This window comes from Aestuariivivens insulae (assembly GCF_022662195.1).
Taxonomy (GTDB): domain Bacteria; phylum Bacteroidota; class Bacteroidia; order Flavobacteriales; family Flavobacteriaceae; genus Aestuariivivens; species Aestuariivivens insulae.
Genome location: NZ_JAKMCS010000002.1, coordinates 166,173 through 191,209, shown reverse-complemented (window position 1 = coordinate 191,209; position 25,037 = coordinate 166,173). Strand labels below are relative to the sequence as shown.

General features: G+C 37.6%; 22 protein-coding genes and 1 riboswitch. Of the genes, 18 read left to right on the top strand and 4 right to left on the bottom strand.

Annotation, left to right across the window (positions count from 1 at the left end; all coding sequences use genetic code 11):
- The first annotated feature begins 2 nt into the window (after positions 1 to 2).
- The 14 genes from MR062_RS03530 to MR062_RS03465 all read left to right on the top strand — a co-directional run bounded on the left by MR062_RS03530 (position 3) and on the right by MR062_RS03465 (position 15,246).
- A complete protein-coding gene (locus tag MR062_RS03530; protein WP_242202703.1) occupies positions 3 to 2,105 on the top strand; it encodes a HEPN domain-containing protein in 2,103 nt (700 codons plus the stop codon).
- A gap of 5 nt (positions 2,106 to 2,110) precedes the next feature.
- Positions 2,111 to 2,872 carry a uroporphyrinogen-III C-methyltransferase gene (gene cobA / locus MR062_RS03525; protein ID WP_242202702.1) on the top strand — a complete coding sequence of 254 codons (762 nt, stop codon included), beginning with the start codon at positions 2,111 to 2,113 and terminating at the stop codon, positions 2,870 to 2,872.
- A gap of 2 nt (positions 2,873 to 2,874) precedes the next feature.
- On the top strand, positions 2,875 to 3,453 hold the full coding sequence (locus tag MR062_RS03520; protein WP_242202701.1) for a precorrin-2 dehydrogenase/sirohydrochlorin ferrochelatase family protein: 579 nt from the start codon (positions 2,875 to 2,877) through the stop codon (positions 3,451 to 3,453).
- A gap of 90 nt (positions 3,454 to 3,543) precedes the next feature.
- Positions 3,544 to 4,593 carry an NAD(P)/FAD-dependent oxidoreductase gene (locus tag MR062_RS03515; protein ID WP_242202700.1) on the top strand — a complete coding sequence of 350 codons (1,050 nt, stop codon included), beginning with the start codon at positions 3,544 to 3,546 and terminating at the stop codon, positions 4,591 to 4,593.
- Positions 4,594 to 4,759: 166 nt separating this feature from the next.
- Positions 4,760 to 5,503: a serine O-acetyltransferase EpsC gene (gene epsC / locus MR062_RS03510; RefSeq protein WP_242202699.1), complete on the top strand. Its 744-nt coding sequence runs from the start codon at positions 4,760 to 4,762 to the stop codon at positions 5,501 to 5,503.
- Positions 5,487 to 6,377 (top strand): cysteine synthase CysM, encoded by an 891-nt coding sequence (gene cysM, locus MR062_RS03505; protein WP_242202698.1) that lies wholly within the window; start codon positions 5,487 to 5,489, stop codon positions 6,375 to 6,377. The genes epsC and cysM overlap by 17 nt, the downstream gene beginning before the upstream one ends.
- A 29-nt stretch (positions 6,378 to 6,406) precedes the next feature.
- The gene (locus MR062_RS03500; protein WP_242202697.1) at positions 6,407 to 7,297 is read left to right on the top strand and encodes a metallophosphoesterase; all 891 of its coding nucleotides are present in this window, start codon (positions 6,407 to 6,409) and stop codon (positions 7,295 to 7,297) included.
- Positions 7,298 to 7,388: 91 nt separating this feature from the next.
- Positions 7,389 to 7,504, top strand: a riboswitch (SAM riboswitch).
- A gap of 240 nt (positions 7,505 to 7,744) precedes the next feature.
- Entirely contained in the window at positions 7,745 to 8,752 is a 1,008-nt protein-coding gene (locus MR062_RS03495) for a homocysteine S-methyltransferase family protein (RefSeq protein ID WP_242202696.1), read from the top strand.
- A 4-nt stretch (positions 8,753 to 8,756) separates the two neighbouring features.
- Positions 8,757 to 9,233 carry a GNAT family N-acetyltransferase gene (locus tag MR062_RS03490; protein ID WP_242202695.1) on the top strand — a complete coding sequence of 159 codons (477 nt, stop codon included), beginning with the start codon at positions 8,757 to 8,759 and terminating at the stop codon, positions 9,231 to 9,233.
- 6 nt (positions 9,234 to 9,239) lie between these two features.
- Entirely contained in the window at positions 9,240 to 9,521 is a 282-nt protein-coding gene (locus MR062_RS03485) for an antibiotic biosynthesis monooxygenase family protein (RefSeq protein WP_242202694.1), read from the top strand.
- Positions 9,521 to 12,193: a methionine synthase gene (gene metH, locus MR062_RS03480; protein WP_242202693.1), complete on the top strand. Its 2,673-nt coding sequence runs from the start codon at positions 9,521 to 9,523 to the stop codon at positions 12,191 to 12,193. Before MR062_RS03485 ends, metH begins: the two co-directional genes overlap by 1 nt.
- 109 nt (positions 12,194 to 12,302) lie before the next feature.
- Positions 12,303 to 13,259: a methylenetetrahydrofolate reductase [NAD(P)H] gene (metF, locus tag MR062_RS03475; protein WP_242202692.1), complete on the top strand. Its 957-nt coding sequence runs from the start codon at positions 12,303 to 12,305 to the stop codon at positions 13,257 to 13,259.
- Positions 13,260 to 13,294: 35 nt separating this feature from the next.
- Entirely contained in the window at positions 13,295 to 14,392 is a 1,098-nt protein-coding gene (locus MR062_RS03470; RefSeq protein WP_242202691.1) for an acyloxyacyl hydrolase, read from the top strand.
- A 107-nt stretch (positions 14,393 to 14,499) separates the two neighbouring features.
- On the top strand, positions 14,500 to 15,246 hold the full coding sequence (locus tag MR062_RS03465; RefSeq protein ID WP_242202690.1) for a head GIN domain-containing protein: 747 nt from the start codon (positions 14,500 to 14,502) through the stop codon (positions 15,244 to 15,246).
- Positions 15,247 to 15,433: 187 nt separating this feature from the next.
- Here the strand turns inward: MR062_RS03465 and MR062_RS03460 are convergent, their stop codons facing one another.
- The 3 genes from MR062_RS03460 to gldA all read right to left on the bottom strand — a co-directional run bounded on the left by MR062_RS03460 (position 15,434) and on the right by gldA (position 19,772).
- Positions 15,434 to 16,621 carry an acetate/propionate family kinase gene (locus tag MR062_RS03460; RefSeq protein WP_242202689.1) on the bottom strand — a complete coding sequence of 396 codons (1,188 nt, stop codon included), beginning with the start codon at positions 16,619 to 16,621 and terminating at the stop codon, positions 15,434 to 15,436.
- Positions 16,622 to 16,624: 3 nt separating this feature from the next.
- Complete coding sequence (pta, locus tag MR062_RS03455) at positions 16,625 to 18,715, bottom strand: phosphate acetyltransferase (protein WP_242202688.1); 2,091 nt, start codon at positions 18,713 to 18,715, stop codon at positions 16,625 to 16,627.
- A gap of 160 nt (positions 18,716 to 18,875) precedes the next feature.
- A complete protein-coding gene (gldA, locus tag MR062_RS03450) occupies positions 18,876 to 19,772 on the bottom strand; it encodes a gliding motility-associated ABC transporter ATP-binding subunit GldA (RefSeq protein ID WP_242202687.1) in 897 nt (298 codons plus the stop codon).
- Positions 19,773 to 20,245: 473 nt separating this feature from the next.
- Here gldA and MR062_RS03445 point away from each other — a divergent pair, with 473 nt between their 5' ends.
- The 4 genes from MR062_RS03445 (at position 20,246) to MR062_RS03430 (ending at position 24,353) form a co-directional block, all read left to right on the top strand.
- Entirely contained in the window at positions 20,246 to 21,073 is an 828-nt protein-coding gene (locus MR062_RS03445; protein ID WP_242202686.1) for a prephenate dehydratase, read from the top strand.
- The gene (locus MR062_RS03440) at positions 21,070 to 22,215 is read left to right on the top strand and encodes a pyridoxal phosphate-dependent aminotransferase (RefSeq protein ID WP_242202685.1); all 1,146 of its coding nucleotides are present in this window, start codon (positions 21,070 to 21,072) and stop codon (positions 22,213 to 22,215) included. Before MR062_RS03445 ends, MR062_RS03440 begins: the two co-directional genes overlap by 4 nt.
- A 109-nt stretch (positions 22,216 to 22,324) precedes the next feature.
- Complete coding sequence (locus tag MR062_RS03435; protein ID WP_242202863.1) at positions 22,325 to 23,176, top strand: prephenate dehydrogenase; 852 nt, start codon at positions 22,325 to 22,327, stop codon at positions 23,174 to 23,176.
- Between the two features lie 94 nt (positions 23,177 to 23,270).
- Positions 23,271 to 24,353 carry a bifunctional 3-deoxy-7-phosphoheptulonate synthase/chorismate mutase type II gene (locus tag MR062_RS03430; RefSeq protein WP_242202684.1) on the top strand — a complete coding sequence of 361 codons (1,083 nt, stop codon included), beginning with the start codon at positions 23,271 to 23,273 and terminating at the stop codon, positions 24,351 to 24,353.
- Positions 24,354 to 24,393: 40 nt separating this feature from the next.
- Here MR062_RS03430 and MR062_RS03425 read toward each other — a convergent pair whose 3' ends face one another.
- The gene (locus MR062_RS03425; protein ID WP_242202683.1) at positions 24,394 to 24,843 is read right to left on the bottom strand and encodes a hypothetical protein; all 450 of its coding nucleotides are present in this window, start codon (positions 24,841 to 24,843) and stop codon (positions 24,394 to 24,396) included.
- Positions 24,844 to 25,037 lie beyond the last annotated feature (194 nt).

Below are 25,037 nucleotides of genomic sequence, written 5' to 3'. Positions count from 1 at the left end.
CAATGCAAAGTTTTAGAACAGAAATAGAAAATCCGGTTGTAGAAAAGGATATTATTGAATTGGCCAATAAAATTGAGCTGTTCAATAACGGGAAAATAGACGAGGAGAAATTCAGAAGTTTACGTTTAGCACGTGGAGTTTACGGTCAGCGTCAAGAAGGCGTGCAGATGATTCGTATAAAATTGCCTTACGGAAAAGTAAAGAGCAACCAATTGCGACGAATTTCAGAAGTATCCGATGAATATTCACGTGGGCGTTTGCACATTACAACGCGTCAGGATATTCAAATCCATTATGTCGATTTAAACAGAACCCCAGAATTATGGGCCGAGTTAGAGCGAGATGATGTTACCCTTAGGGAAGCTTGTGGGAATACCGTACGTAATGTAACAGCAAGTGAAACAGCAGGTATTGATGTTAATGAGCCGTTCGATGTGTCACCCTATGCCGATGCTTTGTTCCGTTTCTTTTTAAGAAATCCTATTTGTCAGGAAATGGGACGTAAGTTTAAGGTGTCGTTCTCGTCATCAGACGAAGATACTGGATTGTCCTATATGCACGATTTAGGCTTTATCGCTAAAACCAAAAATGGTGAACGCGGATTTAAAGTGATGATTGGTGGCGGATTGGGATCTCAACCACGTGAAGCCGATGTGCTTTACGATTTTGTGACTACCGATAAGATCATTCCTATTATGGAAGGCGTATTAAGAGTTTTTGATCGCCATGGTGAACGTAGAAGTCGTGCCAAGGCCCGTATGAAATTCTTAATCAAAGATATCGGATTAGAGGCTTTTAAAGTCTTGGTAGATGAAGAACAGAATGCGATTGAGTTTAAGTCGGTGCCAATAGATGCTGATGCTTATGAAGTATCAAAACCAGTAGAGATAACAGATATTCCATCAGTAGACATAAAAGACCAACAAGCGTTTGAAACCTGGAAATCAACTAACCTTATTCCACAAAAACAAGAGGGATATGTGGCTATAGGTATTAAAGTGCTTTTAGGAGATTTTTATACCGATAAAGCAAGGCTGTTAGCCGATTTAGTTGAAAATTATGCAGCGGGAGAAATACGTTTAACATTACGCCAAAATATCGTAATACCATTTGTGAAGCGTGAATTGGTGCCGTTTTTCTATAACGAATTGGAAAAATTAGGATTTGTTGAAGCTGGTTATAATAAAGCAGTAGATATTACAGCTTGTCCTGGGACCGATACCTGTAACTTAGGAATAGCAAGTAGCACAGGAATCGCTAATGAGTTAGAACGTGTTATAAAAACAGAGTATCCTCATTATTTAAAAAATGAAGATTTGGTAATCAAGGCCAGTGGATGTATGAATGCTTGTGGACAGCACAATATGGCCAATATTGGTTTTCAAGGAATGTCTGTTCGTACGCCAGATAAATTGGTGGCACCTGCATTGCAAGTATTGCTAGGTGGTGGAAATAAAGGCGATGGGAATGGCGTATTCGCCGATAAAGTGGTGAAAGTGCCTAGTAAACGAGGACCAGAAGCGTTGAGACGTATTTTAAATGACTATGAAGCGAATGCTAACGGACAAAAGTTTGTTGATTATTATAAGGATAAAGGAGAGCGCTATTTTTATGATATCCTACAAGATTTGCAGGATGTTACCAACTTAACCCAAAGCGATTTTATTGATTGGGGCAATACAGAAAAGTATGAAAAGGAAATTGGTGTTGGTGAATGTGCAGGTGTTGTTATCGATTTAGTGGCTACTTTATTTTTAGAAAGTGAAGAGAAAATTGAAAACGCCAAAGAAGCATTTAGCAATAACGTATACTCTAGTGCCATTTACCATGCGTACAGTTCTATGGTAAATTCAGCGAAGGCATTATTGTTAGCCGAAAAAAAGCGAACAAATACCCATGCAGGCATTATTAGCCAGTTTGATGAGTTATTCGTTACAACAGAAAAAATTGATTTAGGCGGTTCTTTTTCGGAACTTGCATACCAAATCAACAAATTTTCGCCTTCAAAGGAATTTGCTTCTAGCTATATAGAAAACGCCAGTGAGTTTTTGGAGAAAGTAAGAGCTTTTAGAGCATCGGAAACAACATTGGAAAAGGCGGTTTAATACAAATGAGTTCAAAGATCCCAACATTAACGGTAGTAGGAGCAGGTCCTGGCGATATAGACTTAATAACGCTTAAGGCTGTTAAGGCTATAGAATCGGCCAATGTTATTTTGTACGATGCACTTGTAAACAAGGCTTTGCTTGACTATGCTTCTAAAGACGCCGAACTTATTTTTGTGGGTAAGCGAAGAGGGTGTTATGCCTTTCAGCAAGAACAGATTAATGAGCTTATTGTTGCCAAAGCTAAAGAAAAAGGCCATGTGGTGCGCCTTAAAGGAGGAGACCCACTTATTTTTGGTCGCGGAGCCGAAGAGTTGGATTATGTTAAACCATTTGGATTGAAAACTTTTGTAGTTCCAGGTATTACCTCGGCAATAGCGGTTCCGGCATATCAAGGCATTCCTTTAACCAAGCGTGGTGCTTCAGAAAGCTTTTGGGTGATTACGGGTACAACCAAAAATCATCAATTGTCAACCGATGTTACTTTAGCTGCAAAGTCAACAGCAACGGTAGTCATCTTAATGGGTATGCATAAATTGAATGAAATCGTTAATGTGTTTTTAAAAGAAAATAAACACGATGTGCCAGTAGCTATCATTCAAAGTGGTACCACCAAAGATGAAAAAGTAGGTATAGGGACCATTAGTACCATTCTGCAAATAGTTGAAGACAAACAATTGGGTTCGCCAGCAATAATTGTAATAGGGGAAGTAGTGAAACAGCGAACTGTATTAAGTTCAATTTGTGAAGATATTGCCTTGGCTTAACTATGGAGCGAAATAATTTATATCCCATTTTTTTAAAGGCTAATCACTTAAACATACTTATAGTAGGAGGTGGTTATGTGGCAGAGGAAAAGTTGGCTTTTTTATTAAAGTCAAGTCCAGATGCAACAGTAACCATGGTGTCTCCTATGTATCGAGAAGGCACGTTGGCCTTGGCTAAACAAGGTGAGGTTAGGTTAATTGATGATGCATATAAAAAGAAATATTTAAAGGGAAAGCATATCGTAGTAGTTACGACAAATGATCCTGAGGTAAATATTAAAGTACATAAGCACTGTAGAAAGCGAAGTATTTTGGTGAATGTGGCCGATAACCCACCGCTTTGCGATTTTTATATGGGTGGCATTGTTACCAAAGGGAATGTAAAAGTAGCCATAAGTACCAATGGCAAATCACCAACAACAGCGAAGCGCTTGCGTCAGTTTTTTGAGGATGTTATTCCAGAGAATATAGACGAATTGGTGAAAAATTTAAATGAATATAGAAAAACAATACAAGGTGATTTCGAAGAAAAAGTAGAAACCTTAAACGAATTCACCAAAGGATTAATAAAGAAACGTTAAGACCAGATCTTATTTAAAATTGCCCAATTAAAACAAAGCAATTTTAAATAGAAAAGGTATAATAAACCTGATAGACCTAAATCTAAAAACATGATTAAGACAGATATACTTATCATAGGAGCAGGCCCAACGGGGCTATTTACAGTATTTGAAGCTGGATTATTAAAACTGAAGTGTCATTTAATTGATGCCTTGCCACAACCAGGAGGGCAATGTTCGGAGATTTATCCTAAAAAGCCTATTTACGATATTCCTGGGTTTCCGGAAATTTTAGCGGGCGATTTAACCAAAAACCTATTGGAACAAGGCAAACAGTTCGAGCCTGGATTTACTTTAGGAGAACGAGCAGAAACCATTGAAAAATTAGAGGATGGATCGTTTATCGTAACCACCAATAAAGGCACCAAGCACCATGCGCCAGTTGTGGCTATTGCTGGAGGATTAGGATCGTTTGAGCCAAGAAAACCAGTTATAAGCAATATTGCAGAATATGAAGATAATGGGGTTGAATACATCATTAAAAACCCGGAATTCTATAGAGATAAGAAAGTAGTAATTTCTGGAGGAGGAGATTCCGCTTTAGACTGGAGTATCTTTTTAGCCGATGTAGCTTCAGAAGTAACATTGGTACATAGAAGAAATGAGTTTAGAGGGGCATTGGATTCCGTAGAAAAAGTAAGGGAGCTAACTTTGTTGAACAAAATCAACCTAATAACACCTGCCGAAGTTACTGCCTTGCACGGCGATGGTAAAATAGAAGCAGTATCGGTAACCAAGGAAGGCGAGACAACAACGATAGAGACAGATCATTTCATTCCACTATTTGGATTATCTCCAAAATTAGGTCCTATAGGAAACTGGGGCTTGGAGATAGAGAAAAATGCAATAAAGGTAGACAATACATCAAATTACCAAACCAATATACCCGGTATATTTGCCATAGGTGATGTGAATACCTATCCAGAAAAATTAAAGTTAATACTTTGTGGTTTCCATGAGGCGACTTTAATGTGCCAGGCGGCATACCGAATTATCAATCCGGGTAAAAGACATGTGTTAAAATATACAACGGTTAGTGGGATAGACGGTTTTGATGGGTCACGTAAAGAAGCACCCAAAGCAGTGGTTCAGGCTATTTAATAATAATTATAATTGTGTAACTTCGTGATTTAATTTACGATCAAGAGTAGTGATGAAACATTCATGCCTAAATTTTAAACACATAGCGGAAATGGTAATTTGAATGTTACATTCCTGTGCTGAGCGAAGTCGAAGCATGGCCTTTGAAAAAAATGAATATTAACACATGAAAAGTTATAATGTTTGTCTAAAAGACACTGTTAAAACGTTTACCAGACGGTTGTTTTATTCACTTTTTGATGAAGAACAACAAGAGGCACATGCCGAATATTTAGAAACAACGTTTCTTAAAATTCTGTCCAAGCTCAATATGGGCAATGGTGAAGGAGCTTGGGAAATATTTAAGGCAAAGCTACCAGAGGTAAGGCGTAAATTAGATTTAGATGCCATTGCATTCGAATGTAATGACCCAGCATCGCATTGTTTAGAAGAAATTTATTTGGCCTACCCCGGTTTTCATGCCATTTCAATTTACAGATTGAGTCATGAGTTGTATAAACAAAAGGTTCATATTCTACCCAGAATGATGAGTGAATATATCCATGGTATCACGGGAATAGATATCCACCCAGGAGCAACCATAGGCGAATCGTTTTATATCGATCACGGAACAGGAATTGTAATAGGCGAAACCTCAATAATAGGCGATCATGTTAAGATATATCAAGGGGTGACGCTTGGGGGGATATCGGTAGCTAAAAATTTAGCCTCTACCAAAAGGCATCCTACCATTGAAGATAATGTATGTATCTATGCCAATGCTACCATTTTAGGAGGAGACATTGTTATTGGAGCCAATAGCATTATAGGAGCCAATGTTTGGATTACCCAGTCGGTACCGGAAAATTCGTTGGTAACCTATCAAACCGAAATAAAAATAAGACCAAAAAAGAATGGCATTCGAAAATAGTATCATTGGTCAAATAGGCAATACGCCCCTAGTTGAAGCTACCCATCTTATTTCAAAAAAAGGAGTAAGGTTATTTTTAAAACTGGAAGGCAATAACCCAGGGGGAAGCGTTAAGGACCGCCCAGCATTTAATATGATTAATGAAGCCTTAAAACGAGGCGATATTAAAAAAGGAGGTACTTTAGTTGAGGCCACTAGTGGTAATACAGGTATAGCCCTGGCTTTTATATCGAAGTTGTTAGGGTTGAATATGGTGTTGATCATGCCCGAAAACTCTACCGAAGAACGAGTAAAGACCATGCGGGCCTATGGTGCTGAAGTTATTTTAACCCCTGAAGAAATCGGTATAGAAGGGTCGCGCGATTTGGCTTTTAAATTAAGGGATGAGAAAGGTTATACCCTGTTAAACCAGTTTGAAAATGACGATAATTGGAAAGCCCATTACAAAACCACAGGTCCAGAAATATGGGAAGCCACCCAAGGCAAGATAACACATTTTGTGTCGGCCATGGGAACTACAGGAACCATAATGGGGGTGTCCACTTACCTTAAAGAACAAAATAAAAATGTAACCATTGTAGGTGCACAACCAGATGATAATTCCAGAATACCGGGAATTAGAAAATGGCCAGAGGAGTATGTGCCTAAATTTTTTGATAGGTCTAAGGTCGATGTGGTTGTTGAAGTAACCGAAGCCGATGCTAAGGAAACCACTCAAAAATTGGCAAGGGAAGAAGGTATTTTTGCAGGAATGAGCAGCGGAGGATCGGTGTATTGTGCTTTGAAAATAGCAGAGCAAATAGATGAAGGAGTTATAGTCGCTGTTATTTGTGATAGAGGCGATAGGTACCTGTCGTCTACCTTATTCGAATAAAATTCTCAAGTATTCATAATTTTTAGCTTATGAAGTGTCTTTTAGGTCTATTGCTTATCCTTACGGCGTGCAAGTCGCACGATAGTGAGTCCTTAGATTATTTTGATGTTGGTATTATTGCAGATTGCCAATATTGCAATTGTGATAATAGTACTGCTAGGTATTATAAAAAGTCGACTAAAAGACTTCAGGATGCCGTAGATGAATTGAATACTAAAGATTTAAATTACGTGATCCATCTAGGCGATTTTATCGATAGGGATTTTGCTAGTTTCGATTCTGTCTTACCAATTTGGAATAAACTGAAGTCAGATAAAAAACATGTGTTAGGAAATCACGATTTTAGTGTTGCCGACTCCTTAAAAAAAGAAGTCATGGCCAAAATGGGATTATCCAAACGCTATTACAGTTTTAAGGCCCATAATTGGCGTTTTATTGTTTTGGATGGGAACGATCTAAGTTATCACGGCGCAATTTCAGAAGTTAAGAAAAAAGAAACCGACTCACTTTTTAATCGGTTGAAAAAAGATAGCTTGCCCAATTTACAGTCTTGGAATGGAGGCTTGAGCAAAACCCAGTTACATTGGGTAAAAAAAGAGTTGGATGATGCGGTGCTTAAAAAAGAACAAGTGGGATTTTATTGCCATTTTCCTGTGGTGAGGGATGCAGAAGTGCATAACATTTGGAATTACAGACAATTTTTAGAACTCATAAAGGACTATGGAAATGTTAAGTTCTATTTTAATGGGCATAATCACCATGGCGATTATATAGAAAAAAACGGTGTGCATTTCCTAACCTTTAAGGGAATGGTGGATACACCCAATAGTACGGCTTTTTCTGTAGTAAGAATTACAAAAGATTCTATACTAATAAAAGGCTATGGTAGAGAGCAGTCGAGAAGGTTAAAAATGAATTAGTACCTGGGAGCATTTAAGAAGTTGCGCTTCTTTATGATGGTTAATAAAAAATAAAGTGTTAATTTTGCTCCTTAGTTCATAAATGTACTACGTGTTATCAAGAAAGGTAGAGGGAATAGACCCGTTGAAGCCTTGGCAACCCTTTTCCTAATAATCACTGAGGTAAAGAAGGTGCTAAATTCTACTGATTGTCCCGAAATTAAATACTGAATTCATTTCAGTATTTTCAGGAACGCATCGGAAAGATAACGAAAAGTGTTTTCCAAACTTTTCTTGATGACATATAGATGGCAAAAATTAAATTTTTGTCAAATAGGAGGTATCACCCTAAGGGTCGTCACTGAGCAGAGTCGAAGTGCAGTCGAAGGGTAGTTTCAGTTTCCCATTAAGGCATGTGGCTTTTTTAGGATGCTAAAAGTAAAATCAAAAAGATAATAAATCTAAAAGATGTCAAATATAAAACAGGCTTTACAGGAGCGTATTTTGGTGTTAGATGGTGCTATGGGTACTATGCTTCAGCAGTATAAATTTACCGAGGAAGATTTTAGGGGAGAACGCTTTAAAGACTATCCTATACCATTACAAGGTAACAACGATTTGTTGTCCATTACCCAACCTAAAGCCATTAAGACCATACATGCCAAGTATTTTGATGCAGGTGCAGATATTGTAGAAACCAATACGTTTTCGGGAACTACAATAGCTATGGCCGATTACCAAATGGAAGATTTGGTCTACGAGCTAAACTACCAATCGGCTAAAATTGCCAAGGAAGTAGCAGATGAGTTCACCGCTAAAGAACCACATAAACCACGTTTTGTTGCAGGGTCTATTGGGCCAACAAACCGTACAGCAAGCATGTCGCCCGATGTTAACGATCCAGGGTATAGAGCTGTTACTTTCGATGAGTTACGTATAGCTTACAAACAACAGGTTGAAGCACTTATCGATGGTGGAGCAGATCTATTATTAGTAGAAACCGTGTTCGATACGCTTAATGCCAAAGCCGCTTTGTTTGCTATTGAGGAAGTTAAGGAGGAGCGTGGTATGGATATCCCTATTATGCTTAGCGGAACCATTACCGATGCCAGTGGACGTACGCTATCTGGCCAAACGGCAGAAGCATTTTTAATTTCGGTGTCGCATATTCCGCTATTGTCCATAGGGTTTAACTGTGCCTTAGGCGCTAATTTATTGCAGCCCCATTTAGAGGCCATTGCCAATAAAACCGATTTCGCCATATCGGCACATCCCAATGCGGGTTTGCCAAATGCATTTGGAGAATACGATGAAACGCCAGAGGAAATGGGAGAACAAATTGAAGAATACCTTAAAAAGAATTTAATAAACATTATTGGGGGATGTTGCGGAACAACACCAGAGCATATTAAGGTTATAGCTAATATAGCTGCAAAATATAAACCACGGGAAAAGTTATTGGTTAGTAGTTATTAGATTAGTGGTTGAAACAGATAAAATAATACTAAGAAAGACCAAGCTAGAGAATATTGAAAAGATATTGGCTTTTGAAGAGAATAATAATCAGTTTGTTCAACAATATAGTTTTGCTGAGCATAAAGAGGTATTAGAAAAAGAGAGTCATTTATCAGTTTTTGAAAGTAAAAGTAATTTACTCATTGGATTTGTGATTTTAGCTGGGGTTTTTAGTTCGGATAAGATTATTGAATTCAGAAGAATTGTAATATCAAAAAAAGGATTTGGATATGGGAAGGAAACCGTCCAATTAGTTAAGAAGATTTGTTTTGAAGATTATAAAGCAAATAAGATTTGGTTGGATGTATACACTAATAATGAAAGGGCAATAAAATTATACAAATCAATGGGGTTCATAGAAGAAGGCTTAGAAAGCACAGAAAAAAGTAGAACACTATTGATAATGTCAATTACTAATAACTCAATAACTATTAACCAATAACTAAGGATGATCCTGGAAGTAGCCATACTAAATATAAAACAAGGACTTTCTGAAGCGTTTGAAAATAACTTTCATAAAGCGCAGCATATTATTTCATCCATGAAAGGGTATGTTTCGCATGAGCTGAAAAAGTGTGTGGAGCAGGACGATAAATATATATTACTAGTGAATTGGGAAACTATTGAAGATCATGAAACAGGGTTTAGAAGATCGGAACAATATCAAGAATGGAAAGCTTTATTGCACCATTTTTATGACCCATTTCCAACGGTAGAGCATTATAAATAATGAAGATAAAGCAAACAAAATATATGAAATTGTCTGGTTTAGAACCTTTGGTTTTAAACGAAAATAGCAATTTTATAAATGTAGGAGAACGTACTAACGTAGCGGGTTCCCGTAAGTTTTTACGATTGATAAAGGAAGAGCAATTCGACGAAGCCTTAGATATAGCACGTCATCAAGTTGATGGTGGAGCGCAGATTATCGATATAAATATGGACGATGGGCTTATCGATGGTAAAGAAGCTATGGTTAAGTTCCTTAACCTTATCGCTGCAGAACCAGATATTTGTCGTGTACCTATTATGATCGATAGTTCCAAATGGGAAATTATTGAAGCAGGATTACAAGTAGTGCAAGGGAAATGTGTGGTTAATTCCATTTCACTTAAAGAGGGTGAAGATAAATTTATTTGGGAGGCCAAGCAGATTAAACGATATGGAGCTGCCGTTATCGTAATGGCTTTTGATGAGGTAGGACAAGCCGATAATTACGAACGGCGTATCGAAATAGCAAAGCGTTCATACGATATCCTCGTTAATAAAGTAGGTTTTCCTTCCGAAGATATTATTTTCGATTTAAATGTGTTCCCTGTAGCTACGGGAATGGAAGAGCACCGTAAAAATGCCATCGATTTTATTGAAGCCACACGCTGGGTTAGGGAAAATCTAGAGAATGTTAGTGTTAGTGGAGGGGTGAGTAATGTGTCGTTCTCGTTCCGTGGGAATAATTTGGTTCGTGAAGCCATGCACTCGGTGTTTCTATACTATGCTATTCAAGCAGGCATGAATATGGGTATTGTAAATCCGGCCATGTTGGAGGTTTACGACGATATTCCTAAAGATTTATTGGAACATATTGAAGACGTTATTTTAGATAGACGTGACGATGCTACCGAACGCCTATTAGAATTTGCAGAAACCGTTAAAGGTGTTTCTAAGGAAAAAACAGTAGACCTGTCCTGGCGTGAAGGGTCGCTACAAGACCGAATTACCCATGCTTTGGTGAAAGGTATCGATGCCTTTATTATAGAAGATGTAGAAACAGCAAGGCAAGAAGCCGAAAAACCAATTGATGTTATAGAAGGGCATTTAATGATTGGGATGAACGTTGTTGGCGATCTCTTTGGTGCAGGAAAAATGTTTTTACCCCAGGTGGTAAAGTCGGCACGAGTCATGAAAAAGGCCGTGGCATACTTGAATCCGTTTATTGAAGCTGAAAAATCAGATAAGCAAGAGCCTGTAGGCAAGATATTAATGGCCACCGTTAAAGGCGACGTGCACGATATTGGTAAGAATATAGTAAGTGTAGTATTGGCCTGTAACAATTATGAAATTGTTGACCTTGGCGTTATGGTGCCACCCGAAAAAATTATTGAAACCGCCATTAAAGAACGTGTGGATGCCATTGGGCTATCGGGGTTAATTACACCATCGCTGGATGAAATGGTGTATTTAGCAAAAGAGATGCAACGCCAAAACTTTGAATTGCCCTTACTTATTGGAGGAGCAACAACATCGAAGGCACATACAGCAGTAAAAATAGATACCCAATACCAAAATGCCGTGGTTCACGTTAATGATGCATCAAGAGCCGTAACGGTAGTTGGTGATCTGTTGAATAAGAAAACGGCAAATGAGTATGTAGCAAAGCTGAAAGCAGATTATGAAGATTTTCGTACCAAGTTTTTAAAACGAGGGAAAGAGAAATCGTATATTTCAATAGTCGAGGCACGCCAGAAAAAATATGCAATAGATTGGGATACATCAATGATTGTAAAACCAAAAGAATTGGGAGTTCAGGTGCTAAAGCAATTAAGTCTGAAGGATTTATTGCCGTTTATTGATTGGAGTCCGTTTTTTAGAAGCTGGGATTTGCATGGTAAGTTTCCAGATATATTAAACGATGAGGTTGTTGGGGAACAGGCCACGCATTTGTATGAAGATGCCCAAGCGATGATTCAGCAGGTTATAGCCAAACAAGCCTTAAAGCCTAAAGGAGTATTTGGACTATTTGAAGCTAATGCAATAAACGATGATGATATTTCGGTACAGAAAAAAGGAAAAGAGGTTGCGGTGTTTAGAACACTTCGCCAGCAGTTGAAGAAGCGCGATGGTATTCCTAATATTGCTCTAGCCGATTTTATAGCACCAAAGGAAACTGGTAAAACCGATTATATGGGAGCCTTTTGTGTGGGGATTTTTGGAGCACAGGAATTGGCCCAATCCTATAAAGACAAGGACGATGATTATAACGCCATTATGGCCCAGGCCATAGCCGATAGGTTTGCAGAGGCTTTTGCCGAGTATTTGCACAAACAAGTACGAACCAAACATTGGGGGTATGCCGAAGATGAAGATTTAACCAATGACGATTTAATCAAGGAAAATTATAAAGGCATTCGCCCGGCACCGGGTTATCCTGCTTGCCCCGATCATTTAGAAAAGGAAACTATTTGGGAGCTGTTGGATGTTGAAGAGCTTATAGGGGTGCAATTAACAGAAAGCTTGGCCATGTGGCCGGCAGCAGCCGTTTCGGGGTATTATTTTGCAAACCCTGAAGCCAAATATTTTGGTTTGGGCAAAATTACAGACGACCAAGTAACAGATTACGCCACACGAAAAGGGATTGATAAGGATAAAGCGAGAAAATGGTTGCATCCTAATATTGCAGAGTAAAAGCCCCTCCTAACCTCCCCAAGAGGGAGGGATTAAATGAAATGAATATTTTTAATATAATATAAATACCCCGTAAAATGCCCCTCTAAAGGAGGGGTTGGGGAGGCTTATGAAAGTAACAGAACACATAAAAAACGCTAAAGGAAAGACTTTGTTTTCTTTTGAAGTGGTGCCACCACAAAAAGGGAAGAATATTCAGGATTTATATAATAACATCGACCCCTTAATGGAATTTAATCCGCCTTTTATAGACGTAACGACCTCACGTGAGGAGTATGTTTACATAGACAAGGGCAATGGGTTGTTGGAAAAGCGCATTACCCGTATGCGTCCCGGTACCGTTGGAATATGTGCTTCTATTATGCAAAAGTATAAGATAGACGCCATTCCGCATTTGTTATGCGGCGGCTTTACCAAGGAAGAAACCGAATATGTACTGGTAGATTGCCATTATTTGGGAATTGATAATGTGGTAGCATTACGTGGAGATGCCAGAAAGGATGAACCCTATTTTGTGCCAACCAAAGGAGGTAATGCCTTTGCAAGTGAATTGGTAGAGCAAATAGCTAACTTGAATAGAGGACAGTATTTGCATGATAATGTTGAGGTTGAGCATAATTATGACTTTTGTGTGGGCGTAGCAGGTTACCCAGAAAAGCACATGGAAGCCCCATCGTTAACCACCGATTTGAAACGATTAAAAGCAAAGGTAGATGCTGGCGCAGATTATGTGGTAACCCAAATGTTTTTTGATAATAAGAAGTACTTCGATTTTGTTGACAAAGCCAGAGAAATTGGGATAAATGTGCCTATTATTCCGGGGATTAAACCTATTGCGGTAAAACGCCATTTGCAAGTGTTGCCCCAAGTGTTTAAGATAGATTTGCCCCAAGACCTTATTGAAGCCGTAGAAGCCTGTAAAGATAACAAAGACGTAAGGCAAGTGGGTATAGAGTTTGCCATTGAACAATCAAAGGAGTTAAAAGCTGCTGGCGTGCCATTCCTGCATTATTATTCTATGGGCAAAAGTGATAACATTAAAGCGATAGCATCTGCCTTATTCTAATAATTCCATTACATTTGTAGTATAACCCAACCTACATGAAGCTAACAGTTTTAGGTATGTTTTGTATAATCTGTAGTGTGTCTTTAGCTCAGGAAAAACAGAACACTTCTTACGTTGATATCAATTATTTTAAAGGTAATATTGCGCTTCATAATAATGATATCCTTCATTTAATTAAAGGCCATCCAGAAGGCGTTATTGTGGCATGGAACAAAAAAACCTTCGGTTTTAATGCATGGGAGCAGCGTTATAACCATCCCGATTATGGGGTGTCTTTAGCGTATCAAAACCTTAAAAATGAGGTGTTGGGCAATGTGGTTTCGGCTTATGCCCATTATAATTTTTATTTTTTCAAAAGGCATTTAATGTTTCGGATTGGTCAAGGATTGGCCTATACGAACAATCCATACGATAAGGAAACCAATTTTAGGAACAATGCCTTTGGTACTCACATTATGAGCAGTACCTATGCCATGCTTAATTACAAAAAAGAACGTGTTTTAGGACGCTTCGGATTTCAAGCAGGCTTGTCTTTAATACATTATTCCAATGCCAATGTTAAGGCGCCCAATACCAGTATTAATTCAACAACTTTAAATTTTGGGGTGACTTATAATTTAGATGAAAATACTCCGGAATACCAACACACCCTTGCAGAAAACGATAGACAGTATAACCAACCCATAAAGTACAATGTGGTGTTTAGAACTGGGATTAACGAGAGTGATGTGGTGGGGAGTGGTCAGTTTCCGTTTTATATTATTTCGGCGTATGCTGATAAGCGTATCAACAGAAAAAGTGCGTTACAGTTAGGAGCCGATGTGTTTTTTTCAAACTTTTTAAAAGAGCAGATTTACTATAAGTCGGTTGCGTTTCCAGAAGATAATGTGTCTGGTGATGAAGATTATAAGCGTGTTGGTATTTTTGCAGGGCACGAACTCTTTGTAAATAAAACATCGTTGGTGACACAATTGGGGTACTATGTATATTACCCGTTTGATTTTGAAGGGCGAACTTATTTTAGAATTGGCTTAAAACGTTATATTAACGACAAATGGTTTGGTGCTTTAACCTTAAAATCGCATGGGGCTAAGGCTGAAGCGGTAGAATTTGGTTTAGGGGTTAGGTTATAGGTTGTCATTCCTGCGAAAGCAGGAATCCATAAAATATTAAAGGTTCAATTAAAGAGATTCCTGCTTTCACTTCGATATGCTCAGTGTAACACGCAGGAATGACAGAAATGAAGAACATAATTTACATACTCGTATTAATGTTGTTTTTCGCTTGCGATAGTGAAAAGGCTAACGATTGCTTTCAAAAAACAGGGGCTATTGTTCAAAATGAAATTGTTGTAGCTGCTTTCGACAAAATTTTGGTAAATAGAGATATTGAATTGATAGTAAAAGAAGGCGCAACGCAAAAGGTAGTGGTTGAAACCGGAAAAAACTTGATTAGCGATGTGGAAGCTGTAGTTACAGATGGGCAATTAACCTTAACCGATAACAACACCTGTAACTATGTACGGGGTTATGGGATGACCAAAGTCTACATTACTTCACCTAATATTACAGAAATACGGAGTTCTACACAATACGATATAAGCTCCGATGGTGTACTAACCTATCCCAGTTTAACCATTTTGTCTGAAGATTATTATGCTCCAGATACGTTTACCAATGCCAATTTTAACTTGCAATTAGATAATGGCACGCTGCGCTTGGTTTTTAACAATCTGTCCAATTGCTTTGTGTCGGGAAAAACCAATAACCTGCATATTACTTTTGCTGCAGGGACATCCCGTTTTGAAGGGCGGGATTTAGTAGCTCAGAACGTTACACTATGGAATAGAGGGTCTAATGATATGATTGTGAACCCACAGCAATCCATAAAAGGAAAAATATCTGGCCCAGGCAATGTGATTGCTGTTAATAAACCACCTGTAATAGAAGTTGAGGAGTTGTATAAGGGACGTTTGATTTTTGAATGAGTTTGGATCGCCTTAAAAATGAAACCATTGAAATATTAATTCGTCACTGCGAGAAGCGAAGAATGAGTGCCGTGGCAGTCAGTTGTTAGGATTTCCCATTAGTGGGATTGCCACGTCGTTCCTAGGTCTCTCCTCGCAATGACTACATATCTCAACCATAGTAAAAAAACAATGTCGAAATCATCTGTTATGGTTGAAATAATCCCATAGCCTGTTTGGCGATTTCCAGTTCTTCATTAGTGGGGATAACCAAAATCTTTGCTTTCGAATGTACTGTGTTTATTTCCTTAATGGCATTGGAGCGTTCGGTATTTTTTTCTTCATCTAAAGAAATGCCTAGGAAATCCATGTCTTCGCACACCATTTTTCTCATAAGCTGGGAGTTTTCGCCAATGCCAGCCGTAAATACAATAGCGTCTAGACCGTTTAGCACAGCGGCGTAACCTCCTATATATTTTTTAATACGGTATACATTCATTTGTAAAGCCAATAAGCAATCTTTATTGCCGTTATTGGCTTCGGCTTCAATGTCCCTTAAATCACTAAAACCGGTTAAACCAAGCATGCCACTTTTTTTCTGAAGCAAATCGTTTATGCTGTCCAATGGGTAGTTTAGTTTATTGGCCAAATAAAAGATGATGGATGAATCGATGTCGCCAGATCGAGTACCCATAATTAAACCGGTATTGGGAGAGAACCCTAATGAATGATCAATGCTTTTGCCATCTTTAATGGCGGTCATACTACAACCGTTACCTAAATGGATGGTGATGATTTTAGACTGCTTTTTTCCTAAATAAGCAATAGCTTGTTCCGAAACGTATTTATGGCTAGTGCCATGGAAACCGTACATACGAATATGATGCTCCTCCAAAAATTCATTAGGAATGGCATACTTATAGGCATGTTCCGGGATGGTTTGGTGAAATGCCGTATCGAATACAGCCACTTGCTTAGCGTTGGGGAAAATAGTTTCGGCAACTTCTATACCTTCCAAATTGGCTGGGTTATGTAGCGGTGCTAATGAAGACAGGGCTTTAATTTTAGCTTTAACGGTTTCGGTAATTTCTGTGGTGTCGCTAAAATATTTTCCGCCATGAACTACCCGGTGGCCAACAATGTCGATGTCGTTTGCCGATTTAATAATGCCAGTATTGCTGTCTAAAAGCTGTTTGGACAGTATTTCCAAGCCCACTTTATGGTTTTTTATGGCTGTAATTGTTTCTAAAGTATTGCCATTAGTTTTAAAAGTGAATTTGGCATCTTCAAAACCAATACGTTCAATTAGCCCAGAGCATAAAATGGATGCATCAGGCATGGAAAACAATTGGAATTTTAATGATGAACTTCCAGAGTTTAATATAAGTATTTGCATGGTTTAAAAGTCTTGCGCTTGAATTGCGGTTATAATTACGGTGCTGTAAATATCGTCTGAAGTACAGCCACGGCTAAGGTCGTTAACAGGTTTGTTAAGGCCTTGCAACATTGGGCCAATGGCCAGAGCGCCAGTTTCACGTTGTACCGCTTTATAGGTATTGTTCCCTGTGTTCAGATCTGGGAAAATTAATACGCTGGCTTGGCCTGCTACTTCAGATTCTGGTAATTTACTTTTACCAATACGTAAGTCTACAGCGGCGTCGTATTGTATGGGGCCTTCAATTTTAAGGTTTGGCATTTTAGATTTAGCAATTTCGGTAGCCGTTCTCACTTTATCAACATCGGCACCCTTACCAGATGCACCAGAGGAGTAAGACAACATAGCGACTTTAGGTTCTATACCAAAGTCTTTAGCGGTTTGGGCCGATGAGATTGCTATTTCGGCAAGCTCCTCTGCATTAGGATTTGGATTTATGGCGCAATCGCCAAATATAGAAACCCGATCCTCCAAGCACATAAAGAATACTGAAGATACAATATTAACCCCTGGCTTGGTTTTTATGAACTGTAGTGCAGGACGAAGGGTGTGCTGTGTGGTATGTATCGCACCAGAAACCATACCGTCTGCATGCCCTTTGTAAATCATCATGGTACCAAAGTAGGACACATCCGTCATCATATCCTTTGCCATTTGTAGATTGACATTCTTATGCTTTCTAAGGTCATAAAATGTCTGTGCATAATCTTCAAAATGAGGAGATTTTGTCGGGGAAACGATATTTATTTTAGAGATATCCAAGGCGATATCTAATTTTGTTAGACGTTCTTTTATTTTGTCTTCTTCACCTATTAGTGTGATATCAACTACTTGGGCATCAATCAATCTTGTGGTTGCTCTCAACACCCGTTCATCATAACCTTCAGGTAGTACAATGTGTTTTTTGTCTTTTAAGGCACGTTGCAATAGGTTGTATTGAAACATTCTAGGAGTAAAGATTTCCGATTCGAACGTAATTAAATCATTGGCAAGTTTTTCGGTATCAACATGCTTTTCAAACGTTGAGATAGAGGTTTGAATCTTATCTATATTTTCGGCATAAATTCTGGACTTTATTTTTCCAATTTCGTTGGTGACTGCAAAAGTGCCACCTTTAACAGAAATAATAGGCACAATACTGGAAAGCCCTTCAATGAGCTTTAAAATAGGAGGCTCTGGAATTAATCCGCCTGTTAAAACGATACCAGCAATTTTAGGGTAGTTTTTAGAAATATTGGCTTGTAAAGCACCTAGAATAACATCGGCACGGTCCCCTGGGGTAATCACTAAAGCATTTTCCTTTAAATGGGTGAGGTAGTTGCGTAATTGCATGGCTCCCACGCTAAAATTTTCAGACTGTGTATTGATGAGGTCTTTGCCAAAAAGGACATCACCATTTAGGGTTTTTACAATTTCCTTAATTGTAGGATTGGCTAAGCTCTTTATTTTTGGAATAACGGTGATGTCTGTACCGTTATTGATACGGGCTTGTAATTGAGACTTTAGTGGTGTTACTAAATTTGCTTCAATTTTATTGGTCATTATAGACAGTACGTCAACCTCTTCCTTATAGGTGTCGTGGGCCAGTTGTACGCTGTCAACAATCTCTTCGAGGCTTTTGTTGTCTCCTTGCGATACAATAATGACAGGAAGCCCCAGGTTTTTGGAAATTAAAATGTTAAGGTCCAGTTCCAGACTTGAATTTTCATGTGAAAAGTCGGTGCCTTCAACCAGAACAAAATCAAAATGCTTTTCAAGCTTCTTATATTTATTAATGATTTCGTCTATAACATTACCAGATTTACCTTGATTGTATAAGTTGAGAACCTCACTTCTGGTAAAAGCGTATGTTTTTTTGTAATTGATATCAATATCAAAATAGGACAATACCGTATTGATATGATTGTCCATTTCATTATTTTCGGTATCCTCGATAATGGGTCGAAAATAACCCACTTTAGCAGTCTTTCCTAAAAGCATACGCATTAAACCCAAAACAACTATAGATTTTCCGCTGTTAGGTTCTAAGGTAGCTACATAAATTCCTTTGCTCATGATGTTACTGTGTTACAGTTATAATTTGCTCTTAAATGATTATCCTCTTCAAAAGATATAACATGGCAAAATTAACGCCTAAATTTGATGGCAAAGATGATATTTGTCATGCCCTAATATAGGATTCGGTATAAAGTGTTATTTTTTTGTTTTATATAAATTAATTTTGGGTTAATTCCCTAAACAAATGCTCCAAACTGGCATTTTTTTGATTGAGCTGAAGGATTTTTAATTGGTTGTCGTGAGCAAAGTCAAAAACATGCGAACGCATATCCTCTGAAGTTTTAAATGTGATTTCATAAACAAAATCATGGGTGTTCTCAACGCGATCCACTTTGGGAAGCTTCAATAAAAAGGCATCCTCGACACGGTAATCGAACTCTACAATTACGGTTTGTTCTTTTTCGTTATGTAAATCCTTAAGCTTTTTATCGGCAACAATTTCTCCTTTATTTATAATGATGACCCTATCGCACATAGCCTCGACCTCTTGCATAATGTGTGTGGAAAGAAAAACGGTTTTTGTTTGGCCTATCTGTTTTATTAAATGTCTAATGTCAACCAATTGGTTAGGATCCAGCCCAGTGGTAGGTTCGTCAAGAATCAATACATCTGGATTGTGCAATAGCGCATTGGCCAATCCCACACGTTGACGATACCCCTTAGAAAGTTGCCCAATTTTTTTATGTGATTCGGGAGTTAGGCCCGTAAGTTCAATAACCTCATCAATACGTTGTTTAGGTACATTATATATGTTGGCATTAAATTTTAAATATTCCTTTACAAACAATTCCAAATACAACGGGTTGTGCTCTGGTAAATAGCCTACACTTTGTTGTACATTCTTGGGGTTAGTGCTAACATCATATCCATTTATTATTGCATTACCATTGCTGGCTTTAATATAGGTAGTCAATATTTTCATCATAGTTGATTTTCCAGCACCGTTAGGGCCTAAAAAACCAACAATTTCTGGTTTGTCTACTTTAAATGATATATTGTGTAGCGCTTTTTGGTTGCCGTAAAGTTTTGATACGCCTATAACTTCTATTGACATGTTTGAAATAGTTTATTCAAAAGTACATGAAAAAATCATATGGACTAATGAAGGTTACTAAGGTGAAACTAGTTTTTATAAATTTTAGATACAAAATTTAGTTTTTTATGGTAGAAAAATAATTATTATCTAATGTAATGTGGGATTTGTTGTAAAATCTTTAAAACTTTTTTAAAAATATAAAAAAAAGGTTTTTTAGTGTTTTAATATTTTAAAATATTATTTACTTTAGCCACGCAATTATGACAAGAACAGTATATTATACATATTTTAACAACTGGTTTTATTTCTTTTTTAGATAAAGAAACGAGGCGTTGTATGTATAATTTAAATATAAATTAAATATAAGTCTCGATGGAAATCGGGACTTTTTTTTTAATAAAACCATATTTTGAAATGTTGCGAGAAAGTATTCAAAATAGACAATAAAATTTATCCTGTTGAAGAACAGGATCTCATAATGAAGGTTATGTATGATTAAGACGGTAGCTATACAGGGAGTAAAGGGGTCATTTCACCATATTGTGTCCCAGCAGTTTTTTAATAAAGACGTTGACGCGATAGAATGTTTAACATTCGATAGGGTAGTCGATGCTCTGGCTGCCCAAGAATGTGATGCGGCTATTATGGCCTTAGAGAATTCTATAGCCGGGTCTATACTTCCAAATTATGCCCTTATTGATAAGTATAACTTGCATGTAGTGGGTGAGCATTATGTTGATGTTCAGCATAATTTAATGGTTTTGCCAGGACAAAGTATTCAGGATATCGAAGAGGTGTATTCGCATCCTATGGCTTTGTTGCAGTGTAAAGAGTTTTTTAAACAATACCCACACATTAAGTTGGTGGAAGATAAAGATACTGCCGAAGTGGCACAGCGTATCCATAACAAACAATTAAAGGGTATTGGAGCTATTGCCAGTGTAATGGCTGCCGAAATTTTTGAATTGGACATATTGGCGCACAGTATTCAAACCATAAAGCATAATGAAACCCGGTTTGCGATAGTGAAGCGAACCAATTCGGAGGTGCCAGAAAATGAAATAAGTAAAGCGTCTATAAAATTTGAGACAGACCACAAACGGGGGAGTTTGGCGACCATATTAAATGTAATGAGTGACTGTAAACTTAATTTAACAAAAATACAATCGCTCCCTATTGTTGAAACACCTTGGAAGTATTCATTTTTTGTTGATGTTACGTTTCAAACGTACTTAGATTTTAAGAAAGCCAAATCGGTTATAGAAATTATGGGACATAATTTAAAAGTAATAGGAGAATATAAAAACGGCAAGTTATGATTGAGGTAGCTAATAGACTGCATACTGTTGAAGAGTACTACTTCTCAAAAAAACTGCGAGAAGTAAATTTGCTTATAGCAAGTGGAAAACCTGTGATTAATTTAGGCATAGGCAGTCCAGATTTAAGTCCGCCACAAAAGGTAGTAGACGCTATAGCCAATAGCTTGTTCGATTCTAATGCCCATAAATACCAAAGCTATCAAGGGCTTCCAGAATTAAGGGAAGCAATGGCTAGTTTTTATAGGGAACATTTTGAGGTTTACCTTAGTGCTAAAACCGATATTCTGCCACTTATAGGCAGTAAAGAAGGTATTATGCACATTTCAATGGCTTACTTAAACGAAGGCGATGCCGTGTTAATCCCTAATCCGGGTTATCCAACCTATCAATCGGTAACCAAATTGGTACAGGCTACTCCTGTTTTTTACGAATTGGATGCCCGCAATAATTGGATGCCCAACATTGAGGCGTTAGAACAATTAGATTTGAGTAAGGTGAAATTAATGTGGGTTAATTACCCACACATGCCAACAGGAGCCGTACCAACAGAGCAGGTTTTTAAGGATTTGATAGCCTTTGCCAAGCGCCATAATATTTTGATTGTTAACGATAACCCCTATAGTTTTATCTTAAATGATAATCCAACTAGTATCATGAATGTTAAAGGTGCTAAAGAGGTGTGTTTAGAGTTGAATTCGTTGAGCAAAACCTTTAATATGGCGGGATGGCGCGTAGGTATGGTTGTGGGTAATAGTGAGCATATCAATAATATATTGAAGGTAAAAAGTAATATGGATTCCGGTATGTTTTATGGCATACAAAAAGGAGCAATAGAAGCTTTAAAATGTTCAAAAATGTGGTTCGTTACATTAAACAGTGTTTATAAAAGAAGGCGCGATTTGGTATGGGAACTGGCAGAAGCACTTAATTGTACATACGACAGGAATGCGACTGGGCTTTTTGTTTGGGCAAAACTGCCTGCTTACATTAAGGCCGAAGAGTTTATAGATTTGGTGCTTAAGGAACATCATATATTCATAACCCCAGGAACTATTTTTGGAAGCCAGGGAGAAGGGTATATTAGGTTTTCATTATGTGCTCAAGAAGAAGACTTAGAAGAAGCAATAGCAAGAATTAAATAAGTAAGCAGTGTACAGTAGCAGTTTGCAGTCGATAAATAAAAATTAATTAATAAAGCCCTTTCTTGCTTGTGCTAAGTATAGCTGAAGTATGGATAGGGATAGGAGAGGAATGAAACAAATATATGCAATAGGTATTGGTTTAATTGGCGGTAGTTTAGCTAAGGATATTAAGCGTCATGATTCCGAAGTGGTTGTTCATGGGATTAGTAGAAAAGATGCGACCCTTAACGAAGCATTATCGTTAAACTTAATAGATAAAAAAGCGACACTGGATGATATTTCCAAAGCCGATTTGGTTATTGTATCCATTCCTGTTGATGCTACCGTTAAGCTGCTGCCAACAATTTTAGATAAAATCCCAGAAACAGCATTGGTAATTGATGCGGGGTCTACTAAGGAAGCCATATGCAAGGCTGTAGAAAATCACCCCAAGCGCAGAAACTTTTTAGCCATGCACCCTATTGCGGGAACCGAGTTTTCGGGACCAAGTGCAGCTATAGATAATTTGTTTGTAGGCAAGACCAATATTATTTGCGAAGTAGAAAAAACAGCATTCAAACTTCAGGAAAAAGCCTTGAAATTATTCGAAGCCATTGGAATGCGTATTCGTTATATGAACCCTGTGGCACATGATAAGCATATTGCCTATGTATCGCATTTGTCGCATATCAGTTCGTTTATGCTGGGTAAAACTGTTATAGAAAAAGAAAAGAACGAACGCGATATTTTTGATATGGCAGGAAGTGGCTTTGCCTCTACAGTTCGATTAGCAAAAAGCTCACCAGAAATGTGGACGCCTATTTTTAAACAAAATAAAGCCAATGTTATTGAAACGCTGGAAGAATATATAAATAACCTCATTCACTTTAAGACCTTTATGGAGCAAGACGATTTTGAGGCTGTTTTCAACGAAATGAGAGAAACCAATCATATAAAAGATATATTAAACGGAATAAATTAAAAACCAATCCCAACACAAAATCATAAAAACCAATACGCAACACACTTTTAAAAGTTGGAATTTGGAATTTGATTTTTAAAAATGAATTAGAATTATGGAAAACAAGAAAGAAATGAGAACCTGGTTAGATGATTTAAACTTGGATCATCCATTGGTAATTGCAGGGCCATGTAGTGCTGAAACCGAAGAGCAAGTACTTAAAATAGCTCACGAGCTTAAGGATACTGATGTGAATTATTTTAGGGCCGGAATATGGAAGCCTAGAACCAGACCTGGGAATTTTGAAGGTGTTGGCGCATTAGGATTAAAATGGTTGCAAACGGTAAGAAAAGAAACAGGTATGAAGGTTTGTACCGAAGTCGCCAATGCAGCTCATGTTAAATTAGCTTTAGAGCATGATGTAGATTTACTTTGGATAGGTGCCCGCTCTACAGTAAGCCCATTTATTATGCAGGAGATAGCAGATGCATTGGACGGAACCGATAAGCCTGTTTTGGTTAAAAACCCGGTCAACCCAGATTTATCTTTGTGGTTAGGCGGTATAGAACGAATTTACAGTTCTGGAGTAAAAAATATTGGAGCCATACACAGAGGGTTTTCAACTTACCAAAAGACCAAATACCGTAATATTCCAGAATGGCAATTAGCCATTGAGTTCCAAAATAGATTTCCAGATATCCCATTAATTAACGATCCGTCACATATTACAGGCGATCGCAATATGATTTTTGATGTGTCTCAGGAGGCATTGGATTTAAACTTTGATGGTTTAATGATTGAAACACACTACGATCCGGATAATGCTTGGAGTGATGCGGCACAGCAAGTAACTCCTAAGACTTTAGTACAGATCATGAAAGATTTAAAAATTAGAAAAGAGACCGATGCCGAAGCAGAGTATGTAAGTGCATTAAACAACCTAAGGGCGCAAATTGATGTCGTAGACAATCAAATTATAGATTTGTTAGGAAAGCGTATGCAAGCAGCAGATGGCATAGGTGAACTTAAAAAACAGAAAAATGTTGCCGTACTACAATCAAAACGTTGGAACGAAATTTTAGGGAAAATGGTTCTAGAAGGAGAGCAACATGGCTTGAGTGAAGAATTCATATTAAAAATGTTTAAAGCGATTCACCAAGAATCCATTAACCACCAAGAGAAGATTATTAACGGATAATAATCCTGACAAAAAAGCCTCGCAACGCGAGGCTTTTTACTTATTGTTTGTTCCTTTTAAAAATATACCTGGTAATAAAAATACCTTGATTGTCGTCTTTTCCAGCATCACTTTCAACAGCACTGGTAACAAAGGCTAGTTCCCAACCTTCTTCAACCATGGCATTAATTTTAGAGCCCACTACGGCATCGTTGGCTACAATATTTTGAAACCTAATACCGGCAATATTATAAAAGTTTAGCAGTTTGGTTTCTTCAAAATCTTTAACCCTAATATCTTTTCTGTTAGACTTGTTTCTTGTATGGTCTTCTTCAGTTTGTTCAGATGTAAATGCTTTGTAATCCCTTTCATCTACAGAAGAAATTAAACGGGATCTCCCCAGGCCACTCGGTACTATAGATTCAACGGTGGTTATGATTTTATACTCAACTTGGGCCTTGGTTTCAATGAAGGAAAGTAAACAGAGGCTTAGAATTAATAATTTTTTCATGTTGTTTGGGTTTTGAATTTGTGTAGCTAATTTAAAAATTTTTGGTATAGGAATGACTTTTTAAGAAAATTACAGGCGTTGTTTATAAATCTGGTAGGAGTTGGTATGTAGTTGAAACCAAATTAGGAAATCTTCATAAAAAATAAATTTCGTTTGAAATCAAGTTTATTTTTGTTAAAATATAACTTATATTT

What these genes read in the sequence shown, in the direction of transcription:
- MR062_RS03530 (WP_242202703.1), top strand. Translation starts at nt 3, where the DNA reads ATGCAAAGTTTTAGAACAGAAATAGAAAATCCGGTTGTAGAAAAGGAT.
- cobA (WP_242202702.1), top strand. Translation starts at nt 2,111, where the DNA reads ATGAGTTCAAAGATCCCAACATTAACGGTAGTAGGAGCAGGTCCTGGC.
- MR062_RS03520 (WP_242202701.1), top strand. Translation starts at nt 2,875, where the DNA reads ATGGAGCGAAATAATTTATATCCCATTTTTTTAAAGGCTAATCACTTA.
- MR062_RS03515 (WP_242202700.1), top strand. Translation starts at nt 3,544, where the DNA reads ATGATTAAGACAGATATACTTATCATAGGAGCAGGCCCAACGGGGCTA.
- epsC (WP_242202699.1), top strand. Translation starts at nt 4,760, where the DNA reads ATGAAAAGTTATAATGTTTGTCTAAAAGACACTGTTAAAACGTTTACC.
- cysM (WP_242202698.1), top strand. Translation starts at nt 5,487, where the DNA reads ATGGCATTCGAAAATAGTATCATTGGTCAAATAGGCAATACGCCCCTA.
- MR062_RS03500 (WP_242202697.1), top strand. Translation starts at nt 6,407, where the DNA reads ATGAAGTGTCTTTTAGGTCTATTGCTTATCCTTACGGCGTGCAAGTCG.
- MR062_RS03495 (WP_242202696.1), top strand. Translation starts at nt 7,745, where the DNA reads ATGTCAAATATAAAACAGGCTTTACAGGAGCGTATTTTGGTGTTAGAT.
- MR062_RS03485 (WP_242202694.1), top strand. Translation starts at nt 9,240, where the DNA reads ATGATCCTGGAAGTAGCCATACTAAATATAAAACAAGGACTTTCTGAA.
- metH (WP_242202693.1), top strand. Translation starts at nt 9,521, where the DNA reads ATGAAGATAAAGCAAACAAAATATATGAAATTGTCTGGTTTAGAACCT.
- metF (WP_242202692.1), top strand. Translation starts at nt 12,303, where the DNA reads ATGAAAGTAACAGAACACATAAAAAACGCTAAAGGAAAGACTTTGTTT.
- MR062_RS03470 (WP_242202691.1), top strand. Translation starts at nt 13,295, where the DNA reads ATGAAGCTAACAGTTTTAGGTATGTTTTGTATAATCTGTAGTGTGTCT.
- MR062_RS03465 (WP_242202690.1), top strand. Translation starts at nt 14,500, where the DNA reads ATGAAGAACATAATTTACATACTCGTATTAATGTTGTTTTTCGCTTGC.
- MR062_RS03460 (WP_242202689.1), bottom strand. Translation starts at nt 16,621, where the DNA reads ATGCAAATACTTATATTAAACTCTGGAAGTTCATCATTAAAATTCCAA.
- pta (WP_242202688.1), bottom strand. Translation starts at nt 18,715, where the DNA reads ATGAGCAAAGGAATTTATGTAGCTACCTTAGAACCTAACAGCGGAAAA.
- gldA (WP_242202687.1), bottom strand. Translation starts at nt 19,772, where the DNA reads ATGTCAATAGAAGTTATAGGCGTATCAAAACTTTACGGCAACCAAAAA.
- MR062_RS03445 (WP_242202686.1), top strand. Translation starts at nt 20,246, where the DNA reads ATGATTAAGACGGTAGCTATACAGGGAGTAAAGGGGTCATTTCACCAT.
- MR062_RS03440 (WP_242202685.1), top strand. Translation starts at nt 21,070, where the DNA reads ATGATTGAGGTAGCTAATAGACTGCATACTGTTGAAGAGTACTACTTC.
- MR062_RS03435 (WP_242202863.1), top strand. Translation starts at nt 22,325, where the DNA reads ATGAAACAAATATATGCAATAGGTATTGGTTTAATTGGCGGTAGTTTA.
- MR062_RS03430 (WP_242202684.1), top strand. Translation starts at nt 23,271, where the DNA reads ATGGAAAACAAGAAAGAAATGAGAACCTGGTTAGATGATTTAAACTTG.
- MR062_RS03425 (WP_242202683.1), bottom strand. Translation starts at nt 24,843, where the DNA reads ATGAAAAAATTATTAATTCTAAGCCTCTGTTTACTTTCCTTCATTGAA.